Genomic DNA, 21,640 nt, shown 5'->3' with positions numbered 1-21,640 from the left:
AGACAATCAAAGAATTAGCACTCCATTGGAGAGAGTGCTAAGACAATATTGGCACTCAGGGCAGGCGAGTGCAAGCTGCAACGACGAACGCCGCCCGCTTTCGCGGACGGCGTTCAGAGTGTCGGGCGTCGCTTCTCGGCGATGCGTTGTGCGATGACGTGACCTAGGCGAGCCTGACGGCTTCGGCCTGGGGCCCCTTCGCTCCGGTACCTACTTCGAAGATGACCTGCTGGCCCTCCTCGAGCACCTTGTAGCCGCCCATCTCGATCGCCGAGTAGTGCACGAAGACGTCCTGTCCTCCCTCGTCGACGGTGATGAAACCGTAGCCCTTTTCAGCGTTGAACCACTTCACGGTTCCGTTCGCCATTGTTACTCCCCATTGCCGAATGTGTGTCGTCAGGACACCCGCAGGAACACGGGCGACCAAGGCCGATACTAATCAGCGGACTGACGCGAATTCAGGCGTTGACAGCGAAACGGAACATCCGTTTCCGCATCTCAACATGACCGAAACATCGCGGAAATATGGAGCCAGAATCCTGACCCGTCAGGGCTACTGCACCGGCTCGTCTGTCGAGCCGTCCACAGACGGTTCGACGAAGTCCGCGCCGAGCACGACGGTGAGCTGAGCGCCCTGGAACTGGTCGGACTGCTCGACCCTGATCGAGGTGATCGACAGGGTCACTCCATTGGCCGACGCGTCGGCCGTGGCCTTTGCGAAGAGCGAGTCCGCCAGCCCGAGGGCGGCAGCCTCCTGCGCCGGGTCGACGTAGTAGACCGTGGTCGTCTTGAAGTCGGTGGCACTCGCGTTGGCGGTCGATCCGATGCCCGCCCATCCGGCGTCGCGCATCGCTTCGCCGACGTTCGCGGCGAGGCCGACCGTTTCGGTGCCGTTGAGCACGGTCACGGTGACGGCAGGGTCGAGGACCGGCGTGACCTCTGGAGTAGGAGTGGGAGTCGGGGTGGGCGTCGATGCCGTCGTACCGCCGAGTAGATCGTCGAATTTGATGCTGTCGTTGATGACCGCGAGAGTGATCACGCCTCCGGCCACGATGACACCCGTGGCCAGAGCCGCCCAGGCGAACGCGATCCACCCCCGGCCCTTGCGCCGCGCGCCACGGTGCGCGCCGGTGCGATGGAGGTCGGCAGGGATGGTATCGAATCGATCCGATGGAGGCTTGGCCATGGTGTGGTCTCGGGTCCTAATCGTCGAGGGACGTGAGGCGAACTGAACGCGCCGCCGTCCTGGCATCCCGCACACGATGAAGTCTCTTGACGAGCATCGGATCGTGGGCGAGGGCGGAGGGCGAATCGATGAGAGCGCCCAGCAGTTGATAGTAGCGGGCTGCCGACAGCCCGAATTCGTCGCGGATGGCCTGCTCCTTGGCGCCAGCGTGCTTCCACCAGGTGCGCTCGAACGCCAGGATCGCGACGTCGCGAGCACTCAGGTTCGGGGTCGCGCCGTCGCCCGCCTGCTGCTCGTCGAGATTCTTCGCGGCTCCCACGCGGCCTCCATATCGTGCCTGGGAACCGTCCGGCCCCCGATCGTCACATCCTATGGTTTGCATCCTCTGCATCCGCCGAATGAGCAGGGCATGCCGCGATGCTTACCTTGCGGCGCGGAACATGGTGCGATGCGGGATACCGCCCTCGATGAACTCGTCCCCCACCACGACGAAATCGAACGCGGCGTAGAGGCTCTGGATATAGCTCTGGGAATGCAACAGCATGGACTCGGCTCCGTAGAGCTCGACGACCCGGGCGAGCAGGCGCTGGGCGAGGCCTCTGCCCCGGTAGGCGGCACCGACGACCACGCGGCCCGGCAGCCGATACGCGTCGCCGTACTCCGCGACCTCGTCACGCAGCACGCGAAGGTAGGCGGCCACGTCGCCGTTCTCGCCGGGGATCCACAGGTGCTGCGTGGTCGGCTCGCTGTCGCGACGATCGAGTTCGCTCTCGCTTACTCGTTGCTCGACGAAGAACACATCGGTGCGCAGCTTGATGATCTCGTAGAGCTCGGCTGTGGTCAGCTCGCTCCAGCTCTTCTGAACGATCGGGGGTGTGGGTTCGAGGGGCATGAGCCAGAAGTTTACTGTGATGATGGAAGAGCCTCACTGAACGCGACACCGCGATCGGAAGGGGAAGAAGGAGTGTCATCTCGATGAGTTACGACGTTCAGAAGAGCGATCAGGACTGGCGTGCGGAATTGTCGGCCGACGAGTACGCGGTGCTGCGTCAGGCCGCTACCGAGCGGCCATGGACCGGCGAGCTGCTCGATGAGGGCCGCGAGGGCATCTACCGGTGCAAGGGCTGCAGCGCCGAACTCTTCCGCAGCACGACGAAGTTCGACTCCCACTGCGGCTGGCCGAGCTTCTACGATCCGTCGTCGACCGACGCCGTCGAACTCATCACCGACTCGACGCTCGGCATGGTGCGCACCGAGGTGCGCTGCGCCGCCTGCGGCTCCCACCTGGGCCATGTCTTCGATGACGCTCCGCAGACGCCCACGGGCGACCGCTACTGCATGAACTCGATCTCCCTCGAGTTCGATCCCGCCGAGTAGCGCCGTGGCATCCGTCTTCGATGCCCTGCACGAGCGACGCTCGAGCTCGAAGGTCACCGATGAGGCGCCCAGCCACGACGAGATCCTCGAGCTGGTCGAGGCCGCCGGCCAGGTCGCTGACCATTCCGGACTGGCACCCTGGCGCGTCATCGAGATCCGAGGAGACTCCCGCGGGACGGTCGGCGAGAGCCTCGCCGCAGCATCCGGACTGCACGGGCACGACGCCGAGAAGAGCATCCGCAAGTCGTTCAGGGCGCCCCTGCTGCTCGCCGTGGTCGTCTCACCCCGACCCAGTGTGAAAGTGCCTTACTGGGAGCAGGAGGCCGTAGCATCCGGCGTCGCCCACGCGCTCACCCTTCTACTGCACGAACGCGGCTACGGCGCGATGTGGCGCACGGGCATCCAGACCCGTAGCGAGGCAGTGCGGATCGCGCACCGTCTCGGGCCGGGTGAGCAGATGCTCGGTTGGATCTACACCGGTCGACACCCTGATCGCCCGAGAGAGCGCCGCCGCTCACGGATCGATGCGCGCAGGCACGTCTCGACGCTGTAACCGACGGCGGTCGAATCGATTCGAACCCCGGCCCTCCACGGGATAGAATCGAGGTCTCGTGACTGAATCCGACGCACCCACCCAGACCATCCGGCCCACCGGCACCGTGAGCGACGGGGGCTCCGCCGCGGACGGTTCATCGCGCCTCGGGCATCTTCAGTACTCGCCGCGGCGCCGATGGTTCGCCTTGCTCGCGCTCGCCCTCGGTGGCTTCGGCATCGGGGTCACCGAGTTCGTCTCGATGGGGCTGCTGCCGAACATCGCACAGGATCTCCTCCCGACGCTGTACGCCTCGAATTCCGCCGACGCGAATGCCACCGCCGGCCACCTCATCTCCGCCTACGCTCTCGGCGTCGTCGTGGGAGCGCCCACGATCGCGGCCGCTGCCGCCCGCTGGCCTCGCAAGCGCCTGCTCACCGTCTTGGTCGCGTGCTTCGTCATCGGCAACCTCGCCACCGCGGTGCTGCCATCGTTCGGCTGGGTCCTCGCCGCGCGCTTCGTTTCTGGCCTGCCGCACGGCGCATACTTCGGCATCGCATCGCTGGTCGCTGCCACGCTCATGGGTCCGGGCAAACGAGCCCGCGGAGTAGCCTTCGTGCTTTCGGGTCTCACGATCGCGAACGTCATCGGCGTTCCGATCGGAACATATCTCGGCCAGAACTTCGGCTGGCGCAGCTCATTCTGGCTCGTGACAGTGATCTTCGCGGCGACCCTCGTGGCGATTCTCGCGACGGTGCCGTTCCAGGCGGGCAATCCCGAGAGCACGATCCGCAACGAGCTGAGGGCATTCTCGCGCCCGCAGATCTGGCTCACGCTCGCCATGGCATCCATCGGCTTCGGCGGCATGTTCGCCGTATACAGCTATATCGCGCCGGTCGTGACCGATGTCACAGGTCTCGGCGCCGGAGTGGTCCCACTCGTGCTCGTGACGTTCGGTGTGGGCATGACCATCGGAAACTTCATCGGCGGCTGGGCGGCCGACAAATCGGTCGCTCGCGCTCTGCTCATCTTCATGCCGGGCATCGGCCTGGCGTGCTTGGCTTTCGGTCTCACCGCTGCGAGCGCACCGGGGCTCTTCATCTCGATCTTCTTCATCGGCGCGTTCGTCTCGGCCGCGTCGCCGACCATTCAGGCCAGACTCATGGATGTCGCGCACGACTCCCAATCGATCGCTGCGGCGCTCAACCACTCGGCTCTGAACCTCGGCAACTCGCTCGGCGCGTTCCTCGGCGGCGTCGTTATCGCCGCGGGATTCGGATACATCGCGCCCGCCTGGGTCGGCATCGGCCTGTCGATCGCCGGCGTGAGCATCCTTCTCGTCTCGCTCGGACTGGATCACCGCCGCGTCCGCAGCGCGCACTAAGTCGTACCGTCACCGCACCCCGCGCGAAGGCGGCGCGAGGATGCGGCCCGAGATGGCGCGAATGGCTGCATCAGGCCTCAGTCGCGCCGCCGTTTGCGCCATCTCAGCGGCTACACAAAAGGCGGGGTCACGCCAGACCACGCCCACGACAGGAAATACCCCCGCATCGTGGGAGATACGAGGGCATTTCGGGACTGTGGGGCCGGCGACGGGACTTGAACCCCACAACGCGCCAGCGTTGTGCGTCACCCAAGCCAACCGTCTCGGTTGGCTAGGTCGGTGTGTGGGGCCGGCGACGGGACTTGAACCCCACAACGCGCCAGCGTTGTGCGTCACCCAAGCCAACCGTCTCGGTTGGCTAGGTCGGTGTGTGGGGCCGGCGACGGGACTTGAACCCGTAACCCCCGCTTTACAAGAGCGGTGCGCTACCAATTGCGCCACGCCGGCAGATGGAACACCTCATTCTAGCCATGTGCGGCGGTCGAGCGAGGCGCTCCCGGTGTCGCGCTACTGCGCGACGGTGGGCTCGGGCGTCGGAGCGGGCGTAGCCGTGGAGTAGGCCTCGCTGGCGACCTGCAGAACGAAGGCGGAGAACGCGTCGGCGTCGGTCAGCGAACCCGAGTACTGCTGTCCGTTCACCAAGACCGTCGGCGTTCCTTCGACCTTCTCGACCTTGGTATTGGGCAGCGGGCCCTTCAGAGCTCGAGCGGTCGAGGCGCTGACCCAGTCTTTGAACTCGGTGTCGTCGATGCACTTCTCGATCTGCGAGACCTTGTCGGACTTGGCGTCGGTGACGTAGCCCTTGAGGGCAGCGTTGTCGAGGCCCTCTGTATTCTCTGCAGGCTGGTTCTTGAAGAGCAGCGCGCTGTACGCGTAGAAGCTGTCGGGCGAGTAGTTGGCGACACAGGCTGCAGCGTTGGCCGAGCGCGTCGAGTACTTCGTGCCGAGCGACCCACGGTCGAGGATGGCGAGCGGATGCGTGGTGAGTGTCGCAGCGCCCGAATCGATCCACTGGCCGATCTGTTCGGCGTTGGTCGACTCGAACTGACCGCAGAACGGGCAGAGGTAGTCGACGTAGACCTGAATATCGACGACGCCGTTCGAGTAGTCGGGCGTCGGAACAGCGGGGGCGGCATCGGCCGGCTGCGACGGGGCCGTCGTAGCGACGAAGCCCTTGCTCACCGTGACGCCGTCGCTGGCCATGTTCATGGGGCCGGGACCTGCAGGCTTGATAGCGCTGACGATGATCAGCGTGACGGCGATGCCGATCGCGATGACGACGACTCCGAGGCCTCCGAAGAGGAAGATCCGGTTGCGGATGTCTTTCTTGCGCTGCTGCTCGCGAAGCACCTTCGCCTTTTCGCGTGCGGCTTCGCGTCGTTCGTTCTTAGAGAGACGACCATCTCCGGCTGAGCCATAAGACATACGTGTAGAACTCCGGGTGAGAGAAGAGAAAATCGATCGGGCCGAAAGCGGCCGGAAACTCCAGCGTAGAGGGCCTAACTGGGAAATATCCAAACAGGGGCGCAGGGGTGCCTCATTCGGGGGCCGCGATCCGTGACATAATGAGCGGTGGACCGCCACTGATGTCGGTTCAGTTCAATCCATCACAACGGATCGTCCGGCACGTACCTGCCGGTGAAGGAGATTAACACCCATGGCATCTGTCACTTTTGACAAAGCTACCCGCATCTATCCCGGTGCAACCCGCGCCTCGGTCGACAAGATCGACCTCGAGGTCGCCGACGGCGAGTTCCTCGTTCTGGTCGGGCCCTCCGGCTGCGGCAAGTCGACCACCCTGCGCATGCTCGCTGGCCTCGAAGAGGTCAACGAAGGTCGCATCCTCATCGGCGACCGCGACGTCACCGACGTTCCCCCGAAAGACCGCGACATCGCCATGGTCTTCCAGAACTACGCTCTCTACCCGCACATGACGGTCGCCGAGAACATGGGCTTCGCGCTCAAGATCGCGGGCGTCGGCAAAGAAGACCGCGCAACTCGCGTTCTCGAGGCGGCAAAGCTCCTCGACCTCGAGCCGTACCTCAGCCGCAAGCCGAAGGCCCTCTCTGGTGGCCAGCGTCAGCGCGTCGCCATGGGCCGCGCCATCGTGCGCCAGCCCCAGGTGTTCCTCATGGACGAGCCGCTGTCGAACCTCGACGCCAAGCTCCGCGTTCAGACGCGTACCCAGATCGCGTCGCTCCAGCGCCGCCTGGGCGTCACCACCGTCTACGTCACTCACGACCAGACCGAGGCCCTCACCATGGGTGACCGCATCGCGGTTCTCAAGGACGGCATCCTGCAGCAGGTCGGCACCCCGCGCGACCTGTACGAGAAGCCGAACAACGTGTTCGTCGCCGGCTTCATCGGCAGCCCCGCCATGAACCTGTTCAACGCCGACATCGTCGACGGTGGCATCGCGTTCGGTTCGTCGGTCGTTCCCGTCGACCGCGAGACGCTGTCGCAGGCCACCGCGAAGAGCGTCACCGTGGGCGTGCGCCCCGAAGACATCATCGTCTCGACCACCCAGGGCCAGGGCCTCGCGGTCGAGGTCGACCTCGTCGAGGAGCTCGGCGCCGACGGATACCTCTACGGCCACTCCGAGATCGACGGCAAGCGCACCGACATCGTCACCCGCGTCGATGGCCGTTCGCACCCGTCGCTCGGCGACACCGTGTACCTGACGGCCACGCCGAACCACGTGCACGTGTTCGACACCGAGTCGGGCGAACGCCTCGGCAACAAGGCAGTCGTCTCGAGCTAGTCTCCGACCGACTACTTCTCACGAACACCACAGTCGAGCTCGTCGCTTGATGCACCGGCCCAACGGCACGGTGCGCAGGCGACGAGCTCGATCTGTTTGTCGTGGCACCATCCGCATCGCGCGCTTCAGACCGCGTTCGATCTCGCACACCAGCAAGGAGCAGCAATGAGGGGTTCTCTCACCATCACGTCGGCCATCACCGACCCCGCCCTGCTCGACCTGCCGTGGGACGTTCCCCTCGGCGAGTGGGACGACCAGTACATCGCCGCCCTCCCGAAGGGCCTGTCCCGTCACCTGGTGCGCTTTGCTCACCTGAGCGGTCACGTCATCGCGATCAAGGAGACGACGGATGACATGGCGGGCGGCGAGTACAAGATGCTCCGCCTGCTGCAGAGCCTCGAGATCCCCTGCGTCGATCCCCTCGCGGTGATCACCGATCGCACGAACGACGATGGCGAGCCGTTGCCGAGCGTTCTGGTCACTCGACACCTCAAATTCTCTCTGCCCTACCGCGCGCTCTTCTCGCAGCAGCTGCGACCCGACACCGCGACCCGTCTCGTCGACGCCCTCGCCTTGCTGCTCGTGCGCCTCCACGTCATCGGATTCTTCTGGGGTGACGTCTCTCTCTCGAACACGCTCTTCCGCCGCGATGCCGGCGCCTTCGCCGCCTACCTCGTCGACGCCGAGACAGGCAAGCTCTTCTCGGGCGGACTCTCGAACGGCCAGCGCGAGAACGACCTGGAAATCGCTCGCGTCAACATCGCCGGCGAACTGATGGACCTCGAGGCGGGCGGGCGCGTCGACGACGAACTCGACCCGATCAAGGTGAGCAACGGCATCCTCGCCGCCTATCGAACGCTGTGGACCGAGCTCACAGGCAAGGAGTCGTTCTCATCGAGCGAGCGCTGGCGAATCAACCAACGCGTAGACCGGCTCAACGAACTCGGTTTCGACATCGAAGAACTCGACATCAAGACCGACGACGAGGGCACGACCGTGCGCATCCAGCCGAAGGTCGTGGATGCGGGCCACCACCAGCGCAGACTGCTGCGGCTCACCGGTGTCGACGCCCAGGAGAATCAGGCCCGACGCCTGCTCAACGACCTCGACGACTTCAGCGCCCGCTACAGCAAAGACGACTACGACGAGGAGATGATGGCCCACGACTGGGTCGCCAAGGTATTCGAACCCGTCGTGCGCAGCGTTCCGCGCGATCTGAAGCGCAAACTCGAGCCGGCCGAGCTGTTCCATCAGCTGCTCGAACACCGCTGGTTCATGAGCGAGCAGCAGGGGCGAGACATTCCTTTGGCAGAGGCTCTTAACGCCTACATCAACGACGTGCTCCGCCACCGGCGCGACGAGGCCACGGTCATCGATCCGCCCACGGGCACGATCACGCTGCCCATCGATGTGCAGACGGGTTCGGTCGCCGTGCAGGCAGAAGACGACGAGGACTGGCGCCTCAAGGTCTAGTGCGGTTCTGCGCCGATCGAGTAGCCGCGCGGCCGCGGCAAGCGGGCTACTCGATCAGCGCAACCGTCTACTTCTTGGCCGCGCGCAGCCGGGAGATCTCGTAGAGTGTGACGCTCGCCGCGATTCCGGCGTTCAACGATTCGGTGGCCGCGGTGATCGGGATCGACACGACCGCGTCGCAGGTCTCGGTGACGAGACGGGACAATCCCTTGCCCTCGCTGCCCACGACGATGACGACCGGTCCGTCTGCGAACGAGAGACCGGGCAGTGAGACGTCTCCCCCGCCGTCGAGGCCGATCACGAAGACGCCCTTCTGCTTGAACGCCTTGAGCGTGGCCGTGAGGTTCGAGGCCATGGCGACGGGAGTGCGCGCGGCCGCTCCGGCAGACGTCTTCCAGGCCGACGCCGTGACACCCACGGATCGCCGCTGGGGCACGATGACACCCTGGCCGCCGAACGCTGAGGTCGAGCGGATGATCGCGCCGAGGTTGCGGGGATCGGTGATGCCGTCGAGAGCGACGAAGAGAGGCGTCTCACCGCGTGAGATAACCTCGTCGAGCAGGTCTACCGGATGAGCGTACTCGTACGCCGGAACCTTGAGCGCGAGCCCCTGGTGCACGGAATCGAAGCTCGTGAGCCTGTCGAGCTCGGGGCGCATGACCTCGAGAATCGGGATGCCGCGGTTCGTCGCCAGCGCCAAGGCCTCTTTGACGCGCTCGTCCATGTCGATTCGAGTCGCGAGATAGAGGGCCGTCGCCGGAATCTTGGCGCGGAGCGCCTCGACGACCGAGTTGCGGCCGGTCACGACCTCGAACTCTTCGTTCTTCGCACTCCGGCGAGGAGCCGGCTTGCGGTTCGGGTCTTGCGATGCGCCTCGGCTGCTGCCTCCGCGGCCACCCTTGCCACCGGCCGCGATGAACCGCTCTTTGGCAGCCTTGGCCTTTCCGGCGGGGTGGTACGGGCGGTCCTCCGCTTTCGGCGTCGGCTTCTTGCCTTCCAGCGCCTGGCGCCCCTGGCCGCCCGAGCCCACGGCCTTTCCGCGGCTCGCTTTGCGTACTGCGCCGGCCCGTGTGGGCTTGTTCGCTCCTGATTTAGCCATCGAGACTCCAATGCGATCCCGAGGGACCGTCTTCAATAGTGATGCCGGCTGCGTTCAGTTCGTCACGAACTCGGTCGGCCGTGACGAAGTCACGGCCTTCCCGTGCAGCCTGGCGGTCTTCGAGCAGTCGTTCGACGAGCGCAGCGAGCGCGACGTCGGTCGCTCCGCTCGAACTCGTCGACCACTCGCTGGATAGGGGGTTGATGCCGAGGACGCTCGTCATCGCGATGACGGCCCCCAGCGCGTGTGCGGCCTCGACCAGGTCTTCGTTGTCGAGGGCGGCGTTGCCTGCACGCACGGTGTCGTGCAGCACTCCGAGGGCCTGAGGCACACCGAGGTCGTCGTCCATGGCCGCGACGAACTCGTCGGGCATGATCTGCACGGCGTCGGACGCGAAGCGCGTGTCTTCGAGACGACGCTCGGCACGGTCGAGGAAACCCTCGATGCGACCGAGCGCGGCCTCTGCCTCGGCGAGGGCTCCATCGTGGAACTCGAGAGTCGAGCGGTAGTGGGCCGCACCGAGGTAGTAGCGCAGCACGAGCGGGCGCGCCGACGCGATGAGCTCGGCGGCGAAGATCGAGTTGCCGAGAGACTTGGACATCTTCTGTCCGGACACCGAGACGAGTCCGTTGTGCAGCCAGTAGTTCGCGAACGGGTCGCCGGCGGCCGTCGACTGCGCCAGTTCGTTCTCGTGATGGGGAAACCGCAGATCGATGCCGCCACCGTGGATATCGAACTGAGCGCCGAGGTACTTGGTCGACATGGCCGAGCACTCGATGTGCCAGCCGGGACGTCCGGCGCCCCACGGGCTCTGCCATGATGCCGACTCCGGCTCTTCGGGCTTGCGTCCCTTCCACAGAGCGAAGTCGCGAACATCTCTCTTGCCACGAGGATCGGAATCGGCCGCCGGCGCCATGTCGTCGAGACTCTGGTGCGTGAGTTCGCCGTAGTGCGGCCACGCCCGGGCGTCGAAGTACACGTCGCCCGATTCATCGTCGGCCGGATAGGCATAGCCCTTCGCTATGAGCCTGCCGATGATCTCGTGCATCTCGGGGATGCTGGCGGTCGCGCGGGGTTCATACGTGGGCGGGAGCACTCCGATGGCGTTGTAGGCAGCGGTGAACTCGAGTTCGACGCGGTAGGCCAGGGCCCACCACTGCTCGTCACTGCCGGCCGCGTTGACCAGCACCTTGTCGTCTATATCGGTGACATTGCGAACGAAAGTGACATGGTGTCCCGAGTGGGCCAGCCAGCGGCGGAGCTGGTCGTAGACCAGTGCGCTGCGGAGATGTCCGATGTGCGGCGACGACTGCACCGTGGGTCCACAGACGTATATTCCCACCTGGTCAGGAACGAGGGGGACGAAGTCGGACAAGGTCCGACTTCTCGAGTCATACAGTCGAAGCGCCACCCAGTTAGTTTAGGCGGCGCAGCAGTCGTGTTACGTGCCCGAACCAGCGGCGGGGCGAGTCGCTTCCACGATGAGAGCGGTGGCGATGGCGGCGACGCCCTCTCCCCTGCCCGTGAATCCCATCGAATCCGTCGTTGTCGCCGAGACAGAGACAGCGCAGCCGACCAGAGCCGAGAGGTGTTGCTCGGCCTCCCGCTTACGCGGCGCGAAGCGCGGGCGGTTACCCACCAATTGCACCGACACGTTCGACGGCGCGAACCCGGCGACCGCGAGCAGTCGCACGGTCTCGAGCACGAAGACATCTGCGTGGGCGCCCTCGAGTCGAGGATCGTCGACGCCGAAGATGCCCCCGATGTCTCCGAGACCCGCGGCGGAGAGCAGCGCATCGCATAGGGCGTGAGCGACCGCATCGCCGTCACTGTGCCCCGCGAGGCCGGCCTCGCCGGGCCAGAAGAGGCCCGCGAGCCAGAGCGGCTGCGCAGCATCGAGGGCGTGCGCGTCGATGCCCACACCGGTTCGAACAGCAGGCGCGGATGCCGGTGGCCAGGTCGAGGGCGACCGCTCGGCCAGCAGCTGGTGGGCTCGGCGCAGGTCCCACGGGGTCGTGATCTTGAACGCGAGAGGATCTCCATCGACGATGGCGACCGATCCGCCGGCGTGCTGGATCAACGCTGCGTCGTCGGTGAACTCGCGATCTGCCGCCTCGTATGCCGCCACGAGCTCGGATCGGGGAAAAGCCTGCGGGGTCTGCACGGCCGACAGCTGCGACCGGTCGACGGTCTCGAGCACGGTCGAGGATGCGTCGACACGCTTGATCGTGTCGCTCACGGCCAGTCCAGGGATCACCCCGCGTCCGGCGATGTCGACCTCGGCGATGAGCCTCTCGAAGAGTACCCCGGGCGCGAGAGCACGGGCCGCGTCATGCACGAGCACGATCTCGATCGAGGGAAGGAGAGCTGCGAGGCCCGAGGCGACAGAAGCCTGACGCGAGTCTCCTCCGACGACCACGCTGCAGGCATCCGATGCCGAACCCGCGCTCAGCGTCACGATGTCGCGCGCGTGATCGAGGTGGCTCAGCGGAGCCACCACCACGATCTGCACGGGATCGGCGAGACCGAAGATGGGATCGAGGGATCTCGAGAGGATGCTGCGACCGTCGAGTTCGACGAACGCCTTCGGAAGCGGCTCGCCCAGGCGGGTGCCGCTGCCGGCGGCCACGACGATGATCGCGACGCGGGGCGCCAACGTAGGAGGAGTCACGACCTAGGAGGCCAGAACCTCGTCGAGAACCAGTGAGGCCTTCTCTTCGTCTGTCTTCTCGGCGAGCGCGAGTTCGGAGATGAGGATCTGACGCGCCTTGGCCAGCATGCGCTTCTCTCCGGCCGACAGCCCGCGGTCTTGGTCGCGGCGCCACAGATCGCGCACGACCTCACTGACCTTGATGACGTCGCCTGACGCGAGCTTCTCGAGGTTGGCCTTGTAACGGCGTGACCAGTTCGTCGGCTCTTCGGTGAACGGTGCACGCAGCACGTCGAATACGCGGTCGACGCCTTCTCTGCCGATGACGTCTCGTACACCGACCAACTCGACGTTCTCGGCGGGCACCTCGATAGTCAGATCGCCCTGCGCGACGCGGAGCTTGAGGTAGATCTTCTCTTCACCCTTGATGATGCGGGTCTTGACCTCGGAAATCGTAGCCGCACCGTGGTGGGGGTAGACGACAGTCTCGCCGACTTCGAAAATCATCGATGGAATCCCTTCAACAACGACCAGGATACCACGACGCTCCTTTTCGCCCGGGTCGTTGAGGGCGCCGCCGCCCCTGCAGCCCGCACGGGACGCCGATTGCACGGCCCGCGATTCGGTAGGCTAGAGGAGTCCGCGTCCGGCCTCCAGAGGAGTCCGCGCCGAACCACTTCTGGAGGAACTTGTGAGAGCACGACTCGGGGCCGCACTGGCCATGGCCGCCCTTATTGGGGTCGGCACAGCCGGCTGCGCATTCATCACCCCGCAGGCGACCACAAAGATCGTCGAGGCGGCGAACGGCGTCAACGGAAAAGTTGGAACGGTCGACATCCGGAATGCGACCCTCATCAGCGACGACGGCGAGAACGCGAGCCTGCTCGTGACCTTCAGCAACAGCGCAAAAGAGAGCCGCGCCCTCACCATCCAGTACGAGGCAGACGGCGCGAAGGCAGAACTCACCGTTCCCGTCGCCGGCAATGGCAACACGAGCTTCGGAGCAGACGACGAGACGCAGGTCGTCCTGCGCGGCATCACCGCGACTGCCGGATCGCTCTTCCCCGTCTACTTCCAGTACGGCGACGTCGAGGGGACGCAGCTTTTGATCCCCGTCCTGACAACGGACTTCGAGGAGTACACGGACCTCGCCCCCACTCCTCTGCCCACGGTCACGCCGACGCCCGTTCCGTCGACGACGCCCGCGCCTACCGCAACCCCCGAGGCTCCTGCGCCTGAGGCGACGCCCGCACCATAGCCTGGCGGGTGACCGAGCGGCTGTGCCTCCTCGGTGACCCGAACAATGTCAGGCCTCGAAGCGGTAGCCGAGTCCCCGTACTGTCACGAGCAGAGTGGGCTCCGACGGAACCTCCTCGATCTTCGAGCGGATGCGCTTGATGTGCACGTCGAGGGTCTTCGTGTCGCCGAAGTAGTCCGAACCCCAGACCCGGTCGATGAGCTGACCGCGCGTGAGCACACGTCCGGCGTTGCGGAGCAACAGCTCGAGGAGCTCGAACTCCTTGAGTGGCATAGCGGTGTCGACGCCGTTCACTCGCACGGTGTGCCGCTCGATATCCATTTGCACGGGACCGCTCTCGAGTACGGGCTCGGCGAGGTCGCTCGGCTCGGTCTGTCGGCGCATGATCGCCCGGATGCGCGCCAGCAGCTCGCGCGTCGAGTACGGCTTGGTGACGTAGTCGTCTGCCCCCAGCTCGAGCCCGACGACGATGTCGATCTCGGAGTCCTTGGCCGTGAGCATGATGATGGGCACGGAGCTGCGCGTACGGATCTCTCGACACACCTCGGTTCCCGGAATGCCGGGGATCATCAGGTCGAGCAGAACGAGCTCGACTCCGCCGCGGTCGAATTCGGCGATGGCGGCGGGCCCGTCGGCCGCCACCGTCACCGTATAGCCCTCGCGGCGAAGGAGGTATGCGAGCGGCTCGCTGAGTGCGTCTTCGTCTTCGACGAGAAGAATGTGGGTCATCGTGAATCTCCTTGTGGTGCGATGGCGACGGTAGACGCCTCGGGAAGCCTGATCGTGAAAGTTGAACCTCGGCCGAGCTGCGACCAGACCCTGACATCGCCGCCGTGATTCTCGACCACGTGCTTGACGATACTCAGTCCGAGTCCGGTGCCTCCGGTATTGCGCGAACGCGCCTGATCTACCCGGAAGAACCGCTCGAATACACGGTCGAGATCGTCGCTCGCGATACCGAGGCCCTGATCGGTGACCGCGATCTCGACGACACCGTTTTCGACACGCACCCCGATCCCGACGCGCGAGTTGTCGAGCGAATATTGGATGGCGTTGCCCACGAGGTTGTGCAGGGCCATGATCAGCAGCGATTCGTCACCGAACACCTCGACATGTTTGGCTCCGCCCTTCACCAGGGTCGTGCCGCGCAATTCTGCCTGAACGTGATTCTGATCCATCGCCGCAGCGATCAGGTGGTCGACATCGAGCAGTTCTGCCGAGAGCAGGGTGTCTGCTGCCTGCAGCCGCGAGAGCTCGATGATCTCCTGGGTTATGCGGGTGAGTCTCGCCGCCTCGGTGTGCAGCCGCTTCGCGAAGCGGCGCACCTGCTCGGGATCGTCGGCGGCTGGATCGAGCGCCTCGGAGAGCAGGGCGATGGCTCCGATGGGCGTCTTCAATTCGTGGCTGATGTTCGCGATGAAGTCACGCCGCACCTCGTCGAGACGGAAGGTCTCGGAGTGGTCTTCGGCGAGGAGCAGGATGTACCTCGACCCCAGCCGCGCGACGCGCACGAGAAAATGCATGCTCGCGTCGCCGAACGGCCCGCGCGCGAGTTCGACGGGCTGCACAATGGGCTCGCCCGTGGAGCGCACCCGGTTGACCAGATCGATGAGCTCGGTGTGCACCAGTACCTGCTGCGAGACGAGTCCGGTCGACATGGCGCCCGGCGACGCCTTGACCACGTTGTTCGACGGGTCGAGGACGACGCCCGCAGATTCCAGCGCATCGAGGACTTGACCGACGCCGTCTGGGACCGCAGGATTGACGACATCGACGGCCGAATTGCCCCGACGTTCGGCTACGTGGAAGAGCACCATGAATCCGCCCCCAACGACCAGGCCGAATGCCACGGAAAGCAGCACCAGCCAGCCTGAATCCATGACCCCAACACTAACGACTCGAGTCATGGGACAATTCACGAGCGACGAGTAACAGGGGCCATTTTCCCGATTGTTCAAGTCTTCGGCACCATCCGTTAACCTGTTCTCGCCAGAATGATCCGGGCGTCAGTCGACGCCTCTCCCCTCGATGCTGCACAAAAAGTCGTTCTACCGAGCGTCGAGACGAATCCGTGAAAGGACCTTACGCATGCGCGAAGTATTCCAGCAGGAGCTGCGGGAGGTACAGGACCGCCTGGTCGAGATCTCGTCTCTCGTGACCGTCGCGATCACCAACGCCACGACAGCGTTCAACGAGTCGAACGTCTCGCTCGCCGAGTCCGTCATCGCCGAAGACCACAAGATCGATGCCCTCGCCGTGAGCCTCGACGAGCTGGCCATCAACATCCTGGCCCTGCAGCAGCCGGTCGCCCGCGACCTGCGCATCGTCGTCAGCGCCCTCCGCATCTCCGCGTCGCTCGAGCGTATGGGCGACCTCGCCGAGCACATCGCGCAGCTCGCGCGCTACCGCTACCCCGACAAGGTCGTCAAGAAGAGCCTCCGAGGCACGTTCACCGAGATGGGCCGTCTCGACGTCAACATGGCGAAGAACCTCACCGTGCTTCTCACGAACGAAGACCTCGCGCTCGTTGAGGTCATCCGCGAAGACGACGACTCGCTCGACGAGTTGCACGTGAGCGTGTTCGACGCGGTGCTCGGAGAGACCTGGAAGGGCGGCGCTGTCGACACCGTCGACGTGACGCTGGCCAGCCGCTACCACGAGCGCTTCGGCGACCACGCTGTGGCCATCGCCAAGAAGGTGCAGTACCTCGCCACGGGCGACTGGGCCGGCGCAGCCGAATAGCTCTTCGCACTCTGTCGACAGGACCGACCGCCTCGTGGCGGCCGGTCCTGTCGTCGTCTGGGCCGGTGTCCTCGCGTCGCGGATGCAGGGCCGCCGTGCCGGTTCCGCTGCCCACCCCACCGCGCCGCAGCAGGTTCGGCAGCATTCACCCTTTACACAGCAGAATGACCGGCCCGCGGAGCGCGGACCGGTCATCTGAACAACACTTCGGCGAGGTTACTTCTTGCCCTGATTCGCGACGGCCGCAGCGCCGGCCGCAGCCGCCTCGGGGTCGAGGTATGCCGCGGGCTCGATGGGAACGAAGTTCTCGTCGAGCTTGTAGACCAGCGGGATTCCCGTCGGGACGTTCAGCTCGGCGATGTCGTCGTCCGAGATTCCGTCGAGGTGCTTTATCAACGCGCGCAGCGAGTTGCCGTGCGCGGTGACCAGCACGACCTTGCCCGCAGCGAGATCTCCTGTGATGTCCGAGTGCCAGTACGGCAGCATGCGCTCGATGACGTCTTTGAGGCACTCGGTGCGGGGCACCTCGCCATCGATGTTCGCGTAGCGGGGATCGCCCACCTGCGAGTACTCCGCGTCGTCGTCGATGGGCGGCGGCGGCACGTCGAACGAGCGGCGCCACGTCTGGAACTTCTCGGGACCGTACTCCTCGAGCGTCTGCGCCTTGTCTTTGCCCTGCAGAGCGCCGTAGTGGCGCTCGTTGAGGCGCCAGCTGCGCTTGACGTCGATCCACTGCCGGTCGGCCTCCGCGAGCGCGAGGTTGGCGGTCTCGATGGCGCGGGACAGCACCGATGTGTACAGGATGTCGGGCAGGACGCCCGACGAGGCGAGCAGCTCGCCGGCGCGCTTCGCTTCGGCGACTCCCTGCTCGCTGAGGTGCACATCGACCCAGCCGGTGAAGAGGTTCTTCTGGTTCCAGTCGCTGTTGCCGTGGCGCAGCAATATCAAGGTATAAGGCGTAGACATGCTCACAAGTCTAGGGGCGGCGGCCACGCGCTTTCATGGTGAACTGGATGCATGCCGATCGGTGAAATCACGCGGGGAACGACGAATACCAATCGTCTTCGTCGAGTCGACCGTTTCATCACGACGCTGCCCGCTCTCCGTCGCGCGGTCGACCCTCTCGTCGTCGACCTAGGCTACGGAGCCAGCGGCGTGACCGCGCTCGAGCTGCACCAGCGCCTCGCCCGGGTTCGCCCGGAGGTCGAGGTCATCGGGTTCGAGATCTCTCCCGAGAGGGTGCGTCGGGCCACCGAGCAGCTCGAGGCGGTGCGAGCCGGCTCCACGACGTTCGCATCAGACGCGCGCGTCTCGTTCGCGCTCGGAGGATTCGAGACGCCGCTCCCCGACGGCCGACGAGCCTCGGTCATCCGCGCCTTCAACGTGCTGCGCCAATACGACGAGTCCGAGGTCGGAGACGCCTGGTCGCGCATGGTCGCGAGGCTGCAGCCTGACGGGGTTCTCGTGGAGGGCACCTGCAACGAGATCGGTCGTGTCGCGAGCTGGGCGGCTGTCACATCGGCGGGTCCGCAGACGTTCACGATCTCCCTGCGTCTCGCCGAGCTCGAGAAGCCATCGATCGTCGCAGAGAGACTGCCGAAGGCACTCATCCATCACAATGTGCCCGGCCAGCCGATCCACGCCCTGCTCAGCGATCTCGACAGGGCGTGGCAGCACAACGCCGGGGTGGGCGTGTACGGCGCGACTCAGCGATGGCTCGCGTCGGTCGAGGCTCTGGATGCCGGTGGCTGGTCGGTTCTCGGCGCCCGCTCGCGCAGGCGGCTCGGCGAGTTGACGGTTCCGTGGGCGCAGGTCGCGCCCGCCTGACCACGAGCGTCAGATCGACATGTCGGGCATGGCCGCCCGCGCCTCGTCGGCGGTGAGCCCGGAAGCCATCAGAAGATCCATCACCAGCGGTCTCATGGCGAAGACGACCGAGGTCTCGGCCAGGGGCTGCCCCGGAAGCAGCTTCGCGGGATGCAGTCTGACGGCGATGAGGATGAGGTTCTGCCGGACCAACGGCACGAGCTCGGGTTCGGCAAGACTCTGCGACAGCAGATTGACGCTGCTCACGACCCCCGACAGCAGCTCGGCGATCTCGGGTCGGGGCCGGCCGTCTCTGTCGAGCACGGCGAGCCGGCGCGTGACCACACGCAGGTTGCGCATGGCGAGATCCATGTTCTGCTGCATCACGTGCTGCCGCTTCAACTCGACGAGGTGTTTGCGCAGAAACGGTGAGATACGGGCGACGGCCATCGCCGAGTCGAGCGACGCGCGCCACGAGTCGACCAGAGGCTGCGTTCGGCGGGCCTGCTCGAGCACCCGGTCGGTCTCGGTCTCACTGCCGACGCGCAGCACGGCCACCAACGAGGCCACCACGTCGATGTAGGCGGAGAGGAACCGCTTCGCGTCGCGCAGTGCCCCGCGCCGAGGGTCGCGCGGAATCAGCGCGGTGCAGAGAAGCGCGATGGTTCCGCCGATCACCCCGTCGATCGTTCGGGTGAACGGACCGCCGGCCTGCACGGGCAGAACCGCCACGAGCACGGACTGCACGCCGGCGACGATCGCGAACGACGCGGCGGGAGAGAGCAGCCTCGCCACGGTCAGAGTCACGCCGAGAGCGACGGCGAGCTGCCACACGCCCTGACCGAAACCGAGCACGATCGCCTCGCTCAGAGCGATACCCAGGGTGACGCCCAGAGCGGTCTCGACCACGCGAAGCGGGCGGGCATCCCGCATGAAGCCGAGGCTGGAGATCGTGACGGTGACGGCCGTGACCGGGGCGGGATGGCCGAGCAGGTAGCGAGAGATCGAGAACGAGATGACGACGGCGATGACGATCTGCACGATCGCGGGGAGGCTCGTCGTGAGCCGGTCGATGGATGCACCCGGCGCGTACACGGTGCCCGGCAGACCGCTCGATGCGACGGCTCGCCGCAGCCCGCGTGCTGCCGCGCCCGGCTTCGGGAGGTGGCGCACGGCGCGTTAGCGCCGCATCACGCCGAGTCGAGGCATGCGCCTGATGCGACCGACGACGCTTCCGGCCTCCGGCGGCACGATGACCTCCTGGCCCGCTGCGACGACGATGCCGTCGCTGAGCACACCGAGGTCGGGATCGACCGGTGTCGAGCGACGAACCACCGCGAGCGCGATCGGTCCGAGCTCGTAGTGGATGGCGCTCGAGGTCACCTGGCCGACGACGTCGGGGTCGCCTCCGGCGGCGTCCGCCTGAGCGGGCAGCACCACGTCGTCTCCGGGCTGGGGAAGGACGTTGTCGGTTCCATCGAGATGAAGGAAGACCAGACGGCGCGGCGGGTGGCCGAGGTTGTGCACTTTCGCCACGGTTTCTTGACCTCTGTAACACCCTTTCGACAGGTGCACGGCGGAGCGCATCCAGTCGAGCTCGTGAGGGATGGTCTTCTCGTCGCTCTCGGTGGCACGGCGCGGCCGCCACGCGGCGATGCGCAGGGCCTCGGCCGCAAGAACGCCTGCGGTCGCTACCTCCCGGTCACGAACGCGGTCGGCCAGCGAGGCGAGTGCTTCACGGTTCACGAGAGTCTCCCGCCAGAGCCATTCCGCTCCGGGGTGGTCGGCCACCTGGGCGTACTGGTGCCCGCCCTCTGAGACGCTGGCCCACGGGTCGCGCCAGATCAAAGCGAGGCCATTCGGCGAGGCGGCCGCAGGATCCAGCACCTCGTTCGAGGCGCCGATCGACCCCACCGTCGCGAATTCGTTCGTTCGATCGGCGATGACGACCCGCAGCGTGAAACGCATCTTGAGTAGCCAGGCGAGCAACGCGGGCAGTTCGTCGGCATCGACGAGCAGCCATGCGGTGTCGCCGTCATCGATGACGCGCATGTCGAACTCGACACGGCCCGAGACTCCGAGCAGCAGAGACTCCGTCGACTCTCCGGGAGCGAGACGGAGGAGGCTCTGGCTCGTGAGCGAATTCAGCCATGTGAGGCGGTCGGCTCCGCTGACGGAGATGACCCCCCGGTGAGAGAGGTCAACGATCGCCCCGGCCAGCAGCGCACGCTGCTCAGCGACGGGATTGCCGTAGTGGGCCGGAACGCCCTGGTCGGCCGCCGCCGAGTCGACTGCGCCGGGAAGGGCGAGGAACGGGGAGCCTGCGGAGGTCATCGAGGTCAATCTGTCTTGGCGAGACGAGCGGATGCGTGAGTGCGGAGGTCTTGTCCGAGGGCGGCGATGTCCCAGGCCCAGAGAAGGTGGGAGTCGACGAGCCCGTAGATGCGGGTAGCAGCCGCATACTCCTTGGCTCCATGCGAGCGCACGACGGCGTCGGTCGAGAGATCGATGCGGGCGCCGGCGACCTGGCCGATGTAGAGCTCCATCACTCCCCCGGGGTGCACGAGCGCGACCTCGACATCGAATCCGTTCGTCGCGTTGCGCAGGGTCTCGACCTCGTCGGCGGTCGTGAAGGGCTTCTGCTCGGCACCGGGCAGCATTCCCGGACCGGGATCGGCGTCGACCAGCGGCCTGCTGAGCCGCCAATAGCCGGTCTCGGTAGCGAGCGGAGTGGGCTCGTCATCGCCTTCGCCCAGAAGCCAGGCATAGGAGTTGTAGTTGAGATGGGGAAGACCGTCTTGGCTGAAGCTCACACGCTGGCCGAATTCGCGCGTGACCTTCTCGTCACCGACCGTGTAGTCGATGACTCCCGTGCCTTCCCAGACACCGATGAGCCACGAGAGCGGAACCAGTTCGGCGTTGAGCCCGATGGGCAGCTCGATCACGATCAGCGCTGGCCGCGGAAGAGCTTGAAGATGACCATGCCCGAGATCCAGGCGATGGCCAGGCTCGCGAGACCCAGGAGTCCCACGAAGAATAGTTCGAGCGCCACATACGATTCCATGCCTCGATCCTAACCCGACTCCCCGATCGGGGCGCTCGGGGATCAGGCGGAGAAGGAGATGGGTGCGAGCACGATCGTGGCCAGGATCAGAACGACGACGGCGCCGGTGACGCTGGCCGTCACACGATTGACGTACCCCTCTTTGCGCCTGATACCCAATTGGATGCCGAAGGTCAGCAGCGTGGTCACCCCCAGCACCACGGGAAGAAAGACGAGATAGTTCTCGGGCTCGGCGAGCACGGCGACCGAGATGGCGCCGAGCACGGCCACCAGCCAGACCGGCACTACGCTCTTCATCAGGAGGCTCA

The 21,640-nt window shown here is 65.7% G+C and carries 24 protein-coding genes and 1 tRNA gene; 8 read left to right on the top strand and 17 right to left on the bottom strand.

From position 1 onward, the window contains the following. Positions 1 to 163: 163 nt before the first annotated feature. The 4 genes from CCK87_RS13560 to CCK87_RS13545 form a co-directional block, all read right to left on the bottom strand. Positions 164 to 367: a cold-shock protein gene (locus CCK87_RS13560; RefSeq protein ID WP_086461870.1), complete on the bottom strand. Its 204-nt coding sequence runs from the start codon at positions 365 to 367 to the stop codon at positions 164 to 166. Between the two features lie 186 nt (positions 368 to 553). After that, complete coding sequence (locus tag CCK87_RS13555; protein WP_086461869.1) at positions 554 to 1,186, bottom strand: LytR C-terminal domain-containing protein; 633 nt, start codon at positions 1,184 to 1,186, stop codon at positions 554 to 556. A 16-nt stretch (positions 1,187 to 1,202) separates the two neighbouring features. Next, positions 1,203 to 1,505 carry a DUF3263 domain-containing protein gene (locus tag CCK87_RS13550; RefSeq protein ID WP_249273892.1) on the bottom strand — a complete coding sequence of 101 codons (303 nt, stop codon included), beginning with the start codon at positions 1,503 to 1,505 and terminating at the stop codon, positions 1,203 to 1,205. 102 nt (positions 1,506 to 1,607) lie between these two features. After that, entirely contained in the window at positions 1,608 to 2,078 is a 471-nt protein-coding gene (locus CCK87_RS13545; protein ID WP_249273891.1) for a GNAT family N-acetyltransferase, read from the bottom strand. 83 nt (positions 2,079 to 2,161) lie between these two features. Between CCK87_RS13545 and msrB the strand changes: the two genes are divergently transcribed. The 3 genes from msrB to CCK87_RS13530 all read left to right on the top strand — a co-directional run bounded on the left by msrB (position 2,162) and on the right by CCK87_RS13530 (position 4,479). Next, positions 2,162 to 2,563: a peptide-methionine (R)-S-oxide reductase MsrB gene (msrB, locus tag CCK87_RS13540; RefSeq protein ID WP_086461868.1), complete on the top strand. Its 402-nt coding sequence runs from the start codon at positions 2,162 to 2,164 to the stop codon at positions 2,561 to 2,563. Positions 2,564 to 2,567: 4 nt separating this feature from the next. Next, positions 2,568 to 3,116, top strand: a complete 549-nt coding sequence (locus tag CCK87_RS13535) for a nitroreductase family protein (RefSeq protein ID WP_249273890.1) — start codon at positions 2,568 to 2,570, stop codon at positions 3,114 to 3,116. A gap of 187 nt (positions 3,117 to 3,303) precedes the next feature. Next, positions 3,304 to 4,479: an MFS transporter gene (locus tag CCK87_RS13530; RefSeq protein WP_249273910.1), complete on the top strand. Its 1,176-nt coding sequence runs from the start codon at positions 3,304 to 3,306 to the stop codon at positions 4,477 to 4,479. A gap of 371 nt (positions 4,480 to 4,850) precedes the next feature. Here CCK87_RS13530 and CCK87_RS13525 read toward each other — a convergent pair. Together CCK87_RS13525 and CCK87_RS13520 are read right to left on the bottom strand one after the other, a co-directional pair. Continuing rightward, positions 4,851 to 4,926, bottom strand: a tRNA-Thr gene (locus CCK87_RS13525). 60 nt (positions 4,927 to 4,986) lie between these two features. Beyond that, positions 4,987 to 5,904 (bottom strand): thioredoxin domain-containing protein, encoded by a 918-nt coding sequence (locus CCK87_RS13520; RefSeq protein ID WP_086461867.1) that lies wholly within the window; start codon positions 5,902 to 5,904, stop codon positions 4,987 to 4,989. Positions 5,905 to 6,136: 232 nt separating this feature from the next. Here CCK87_RS13520 and ugpC point away from each other — a divergent pair, with 232 nt between their 5' ends. Together ugpC and CCK87_RS13510 are read left to right on the top strand one after the other, a co-directional pair. After that, entirely contained in the window at positions 6,137 to 7,240 is a 1,104-nt protein-coding gene (ugpC, locus tag CCK87_RS13515; protein ID WP_086461866.1) for a sn-glycerol-3-phosphate ABC transporter ATP-binding protein UgpC, read from the top strand. 165 nt (positions 7,241 to 7,405) lie between these two features. Next, positions 7,406 to 8,713 (top strand): DUF4032 domain-containing protein, encoded by a 1,308-nt coding sequence (locus CCK87_RS13510; protein WP_086461865.1) that lies wholly within the window; start codon positions 7,406 to 7,408, stop codon positions 8,711 to 8,713. Between the two features lie 67 nt (positions 8,714 to 8,780). Here the strand turns inward: CCK87_RS13510 and rlmB are convergent, their stop codons facing one another. The 4 genes from rlmB to CCK87_RS13490 are packed head-to-tail and all read right to left on the bottom strand — an operon-like array spanning position 8,781 to position 12,969. Beyond that, positions 8,781 to 9,812 carry a 23S rRNA (guanosine(2251)-2'-O)-methyltransferase RlmB gene (rlmB, locus tag CCK87_RS13505; protein WP_086461864.1) on the bottom strand — a complete coding sequence of 344 codons (1,032 nt, stop codon included), beginning with the start codon at positions 9,810 to 9,812 and terminating at the stop codon, positions 8,781 to 8,783. Further along, positions 9,805 to 11,223: a cysteine--tRNA ligase gene (gene cysS, locus CCK87_RS13500; protein ID WP_086461863.1), complete on the bottom strand. Its 1,419-nt coding sequence runs from the start codon at positions 11,221 to 11,223 to the stop codon at positions 9,805 to 9,807. Before cysS ends, rlmB begins: the two co-directional genes overlap by 8 nt. A gap of 30 nt (positions 11,224 to 11,253) precedes the next feature. Next, positions 11,254 to 12,483 carry a 2-C-methyl-D-erythritol 4-phosphate cytidylyltransferase gene (gene ispD / locus CCK87_RS13495; protein ID WP_170927284.1) on the bottom strand — a complete coding sequence of 410 codons (1,230 nt, stop codon included), beginning with the start codon at positions 12,481 to 12,483 and terminating at the stop codon, positions 11,254 to 11,256. A gap of 3 nt (positions 12,484 to 12,486) precedes the next feature. Further along, positions 12,487 to 12,969, bottom strand: coding sequence for a CarD family transcriptional regulator (locus CCK87_RS13490; RefSeq protein ID WP_044440174.1), 483 nt, complete (start codon positions 12,967 to 12,969; stop codon positions 12,487 to 12,489). Between the two features lie 184 nt (positions 12,970 to 13,153). On the opposite strand from CCK87_RS13490, the gene CCK87_RS13485 reads away from it, so the two are divergent. Further along, on the top strand, positions 13,154 to 13,720 hold the full coding sequence (locus tag CCK87_RS13485; protein ID WP_140162847.1) for a hypothetical protein: 567 nt from the start codon (positions 13,154 to 13,156) through the stop codon (positions 13,718 to 13,720). Positions 13,721 to 13,768: 48 nt separating this feature from the next. Here CCK87_RS13485 and CCK87_RS13480 read toward each other — a convergent pair whose 3' ends face one another. Continuing rightward, entirely contained in the window at positions 13,769 to 14,449 is a 681-nt protein-coding gene (locus tag CCK87_RS13480) for a response regulator transcription factor (RefSeq protein WP_086461860.1), read from the bottom strand. Continuing rightward, the gene (locus CCK87_RS13475; RefSeq protein ID WP_086461859.1) at positions 14,446 to 15,600 is read right to left on the bottom strand and encodes an ATP-binding protein; all 1,155 of its coding nucleotides are present in this window, start codon (positions 15,598 to 15,600) and stop codon (positions 14,446 to 14,448) included. Before CCK87_RS13475 ends, CCK87_RS13480 begins: the two co-directional genes overlap by 4 nt. A 208-nt stretch (positions 15,601 to 15,808) precedes the next feature. On the opposite strand from CCK87_RS13475, the gene phoU reads away from it, so the two are divergent. After that, positions 15,809 to 16,462, top strand: a complete 654-nt coding sequence (phoU, locus tag CCK87_RS13470; protein ID WP_085485071.1) for a phosphate signaling complex protein PhoU — start codon at positions 15,809 to 15,811, stop codon at positions 16,460 to 16,462. Between the two features lie 216 nt (positions 16,463 to 16,678). Here the strand turns inward: phoU and CCK87_RS13465 are convergent, their stop codons facing one another. Then, positions 16,679 to 17,428: a phosphoglyceromutase gene (locus CCK87_RS13465; RefSeq protein WP_086461858.1), complete on the bottom strand. Its 750-nt coding sequence runs from the start codon at positions 17,426 to 17,428 to the stop codon at positions 16,679 to 16,681. Between the two features lie 51 nt (positions 17,429 to 17,479). On the opposite strand from CCK87_RS13465, the gene CCK87_RS13460 reads away from it, so the two are divergent. Further along, positions 17,480 to 18,289, top strand: coding sequence for a class I SAM-dependent methyltransferase (locus CCK87_RS13460; protein WP_086461857.1), 810 nt, complete (start codon positions 17,480 to 17,482; stop codon positions 18,287 to 18,289). A 9-nt stretch (positions 18,290 to 18,298) separates the two neighbouring features. Here CCK87_RS13460 and CCK87_RS13455 read toward each other — a convergent pair whose 3' ends face one another. From CCK87_RS13455 to CCK87_RS13440, 4 genes are all read right to left on the bottom strand, one after another. Then, the gene (locus CCK87_RS13455; RefSeq protein WP_086461856.1) at positions 18,299 to 19,441 is read right to left on the bottom strand and encodes an FUSC family protein; all 1,143 of its coding nucleotides are present in this window, start codon (positions 19,439 to 19,441) and stop codon (positions 18,299 to 18,301) included. A gap of 6 nt (positions 19,442 to 19,447) precedes the next feature. After that, on the bottom strand, positions 19,448 to 20,602 hold the full coding sequence (locus tag CCK87_RS13450) for a folate-binding protein YgfZ (RefSeq protein ID WP_086461855.1): 1,155 nt from the start codon (positions 20,600 to 20,602) through the stop codon (positions 19,448 to 19,450). Positions 20,603 to 20,607: 5 nt separating this feature from the next. After that, positions 20,608 to 21,213: an FABP family protein gene (locus CCK87_RS13445; protein ID WP_086461854.1), complete on the bottom strand. Its 606-nt coding sequence runs from the start codon at positions 21,211 to 21,213 to the stop codon at positions 20,608 to 20,610. 161 nt (positions 21,214 to 21,374) lie between these two features. Next, positions 21,375 to 21,629, bottom strand: coding sequence for a hypothetical protein (locus CCK87_RS13440; protein ID WP_140162846.1), 255 nt, complete (start codon positions 21,627 to 21,629; stop codon positions 21,375 to 21,377). Between the last annotated feature and the right edge of the window lie 11 nt (positions 21,630 to 21,640).

Origin of the sequence: Agreia sp. VKM Ac-1783 (genome assembly GCF_900177765.1) — a bacterium.
Taxonomy (GTDB): domain Bacteria; phylum Actinomycetota; class Actinomycetes; order Actinomycetales; family Microbacteriaceae; genus Agreia.
Note: the sequence above shows the minus strand (reverse complement) of the source record. Positions and strands in the feature narration are given on the sequence as shown.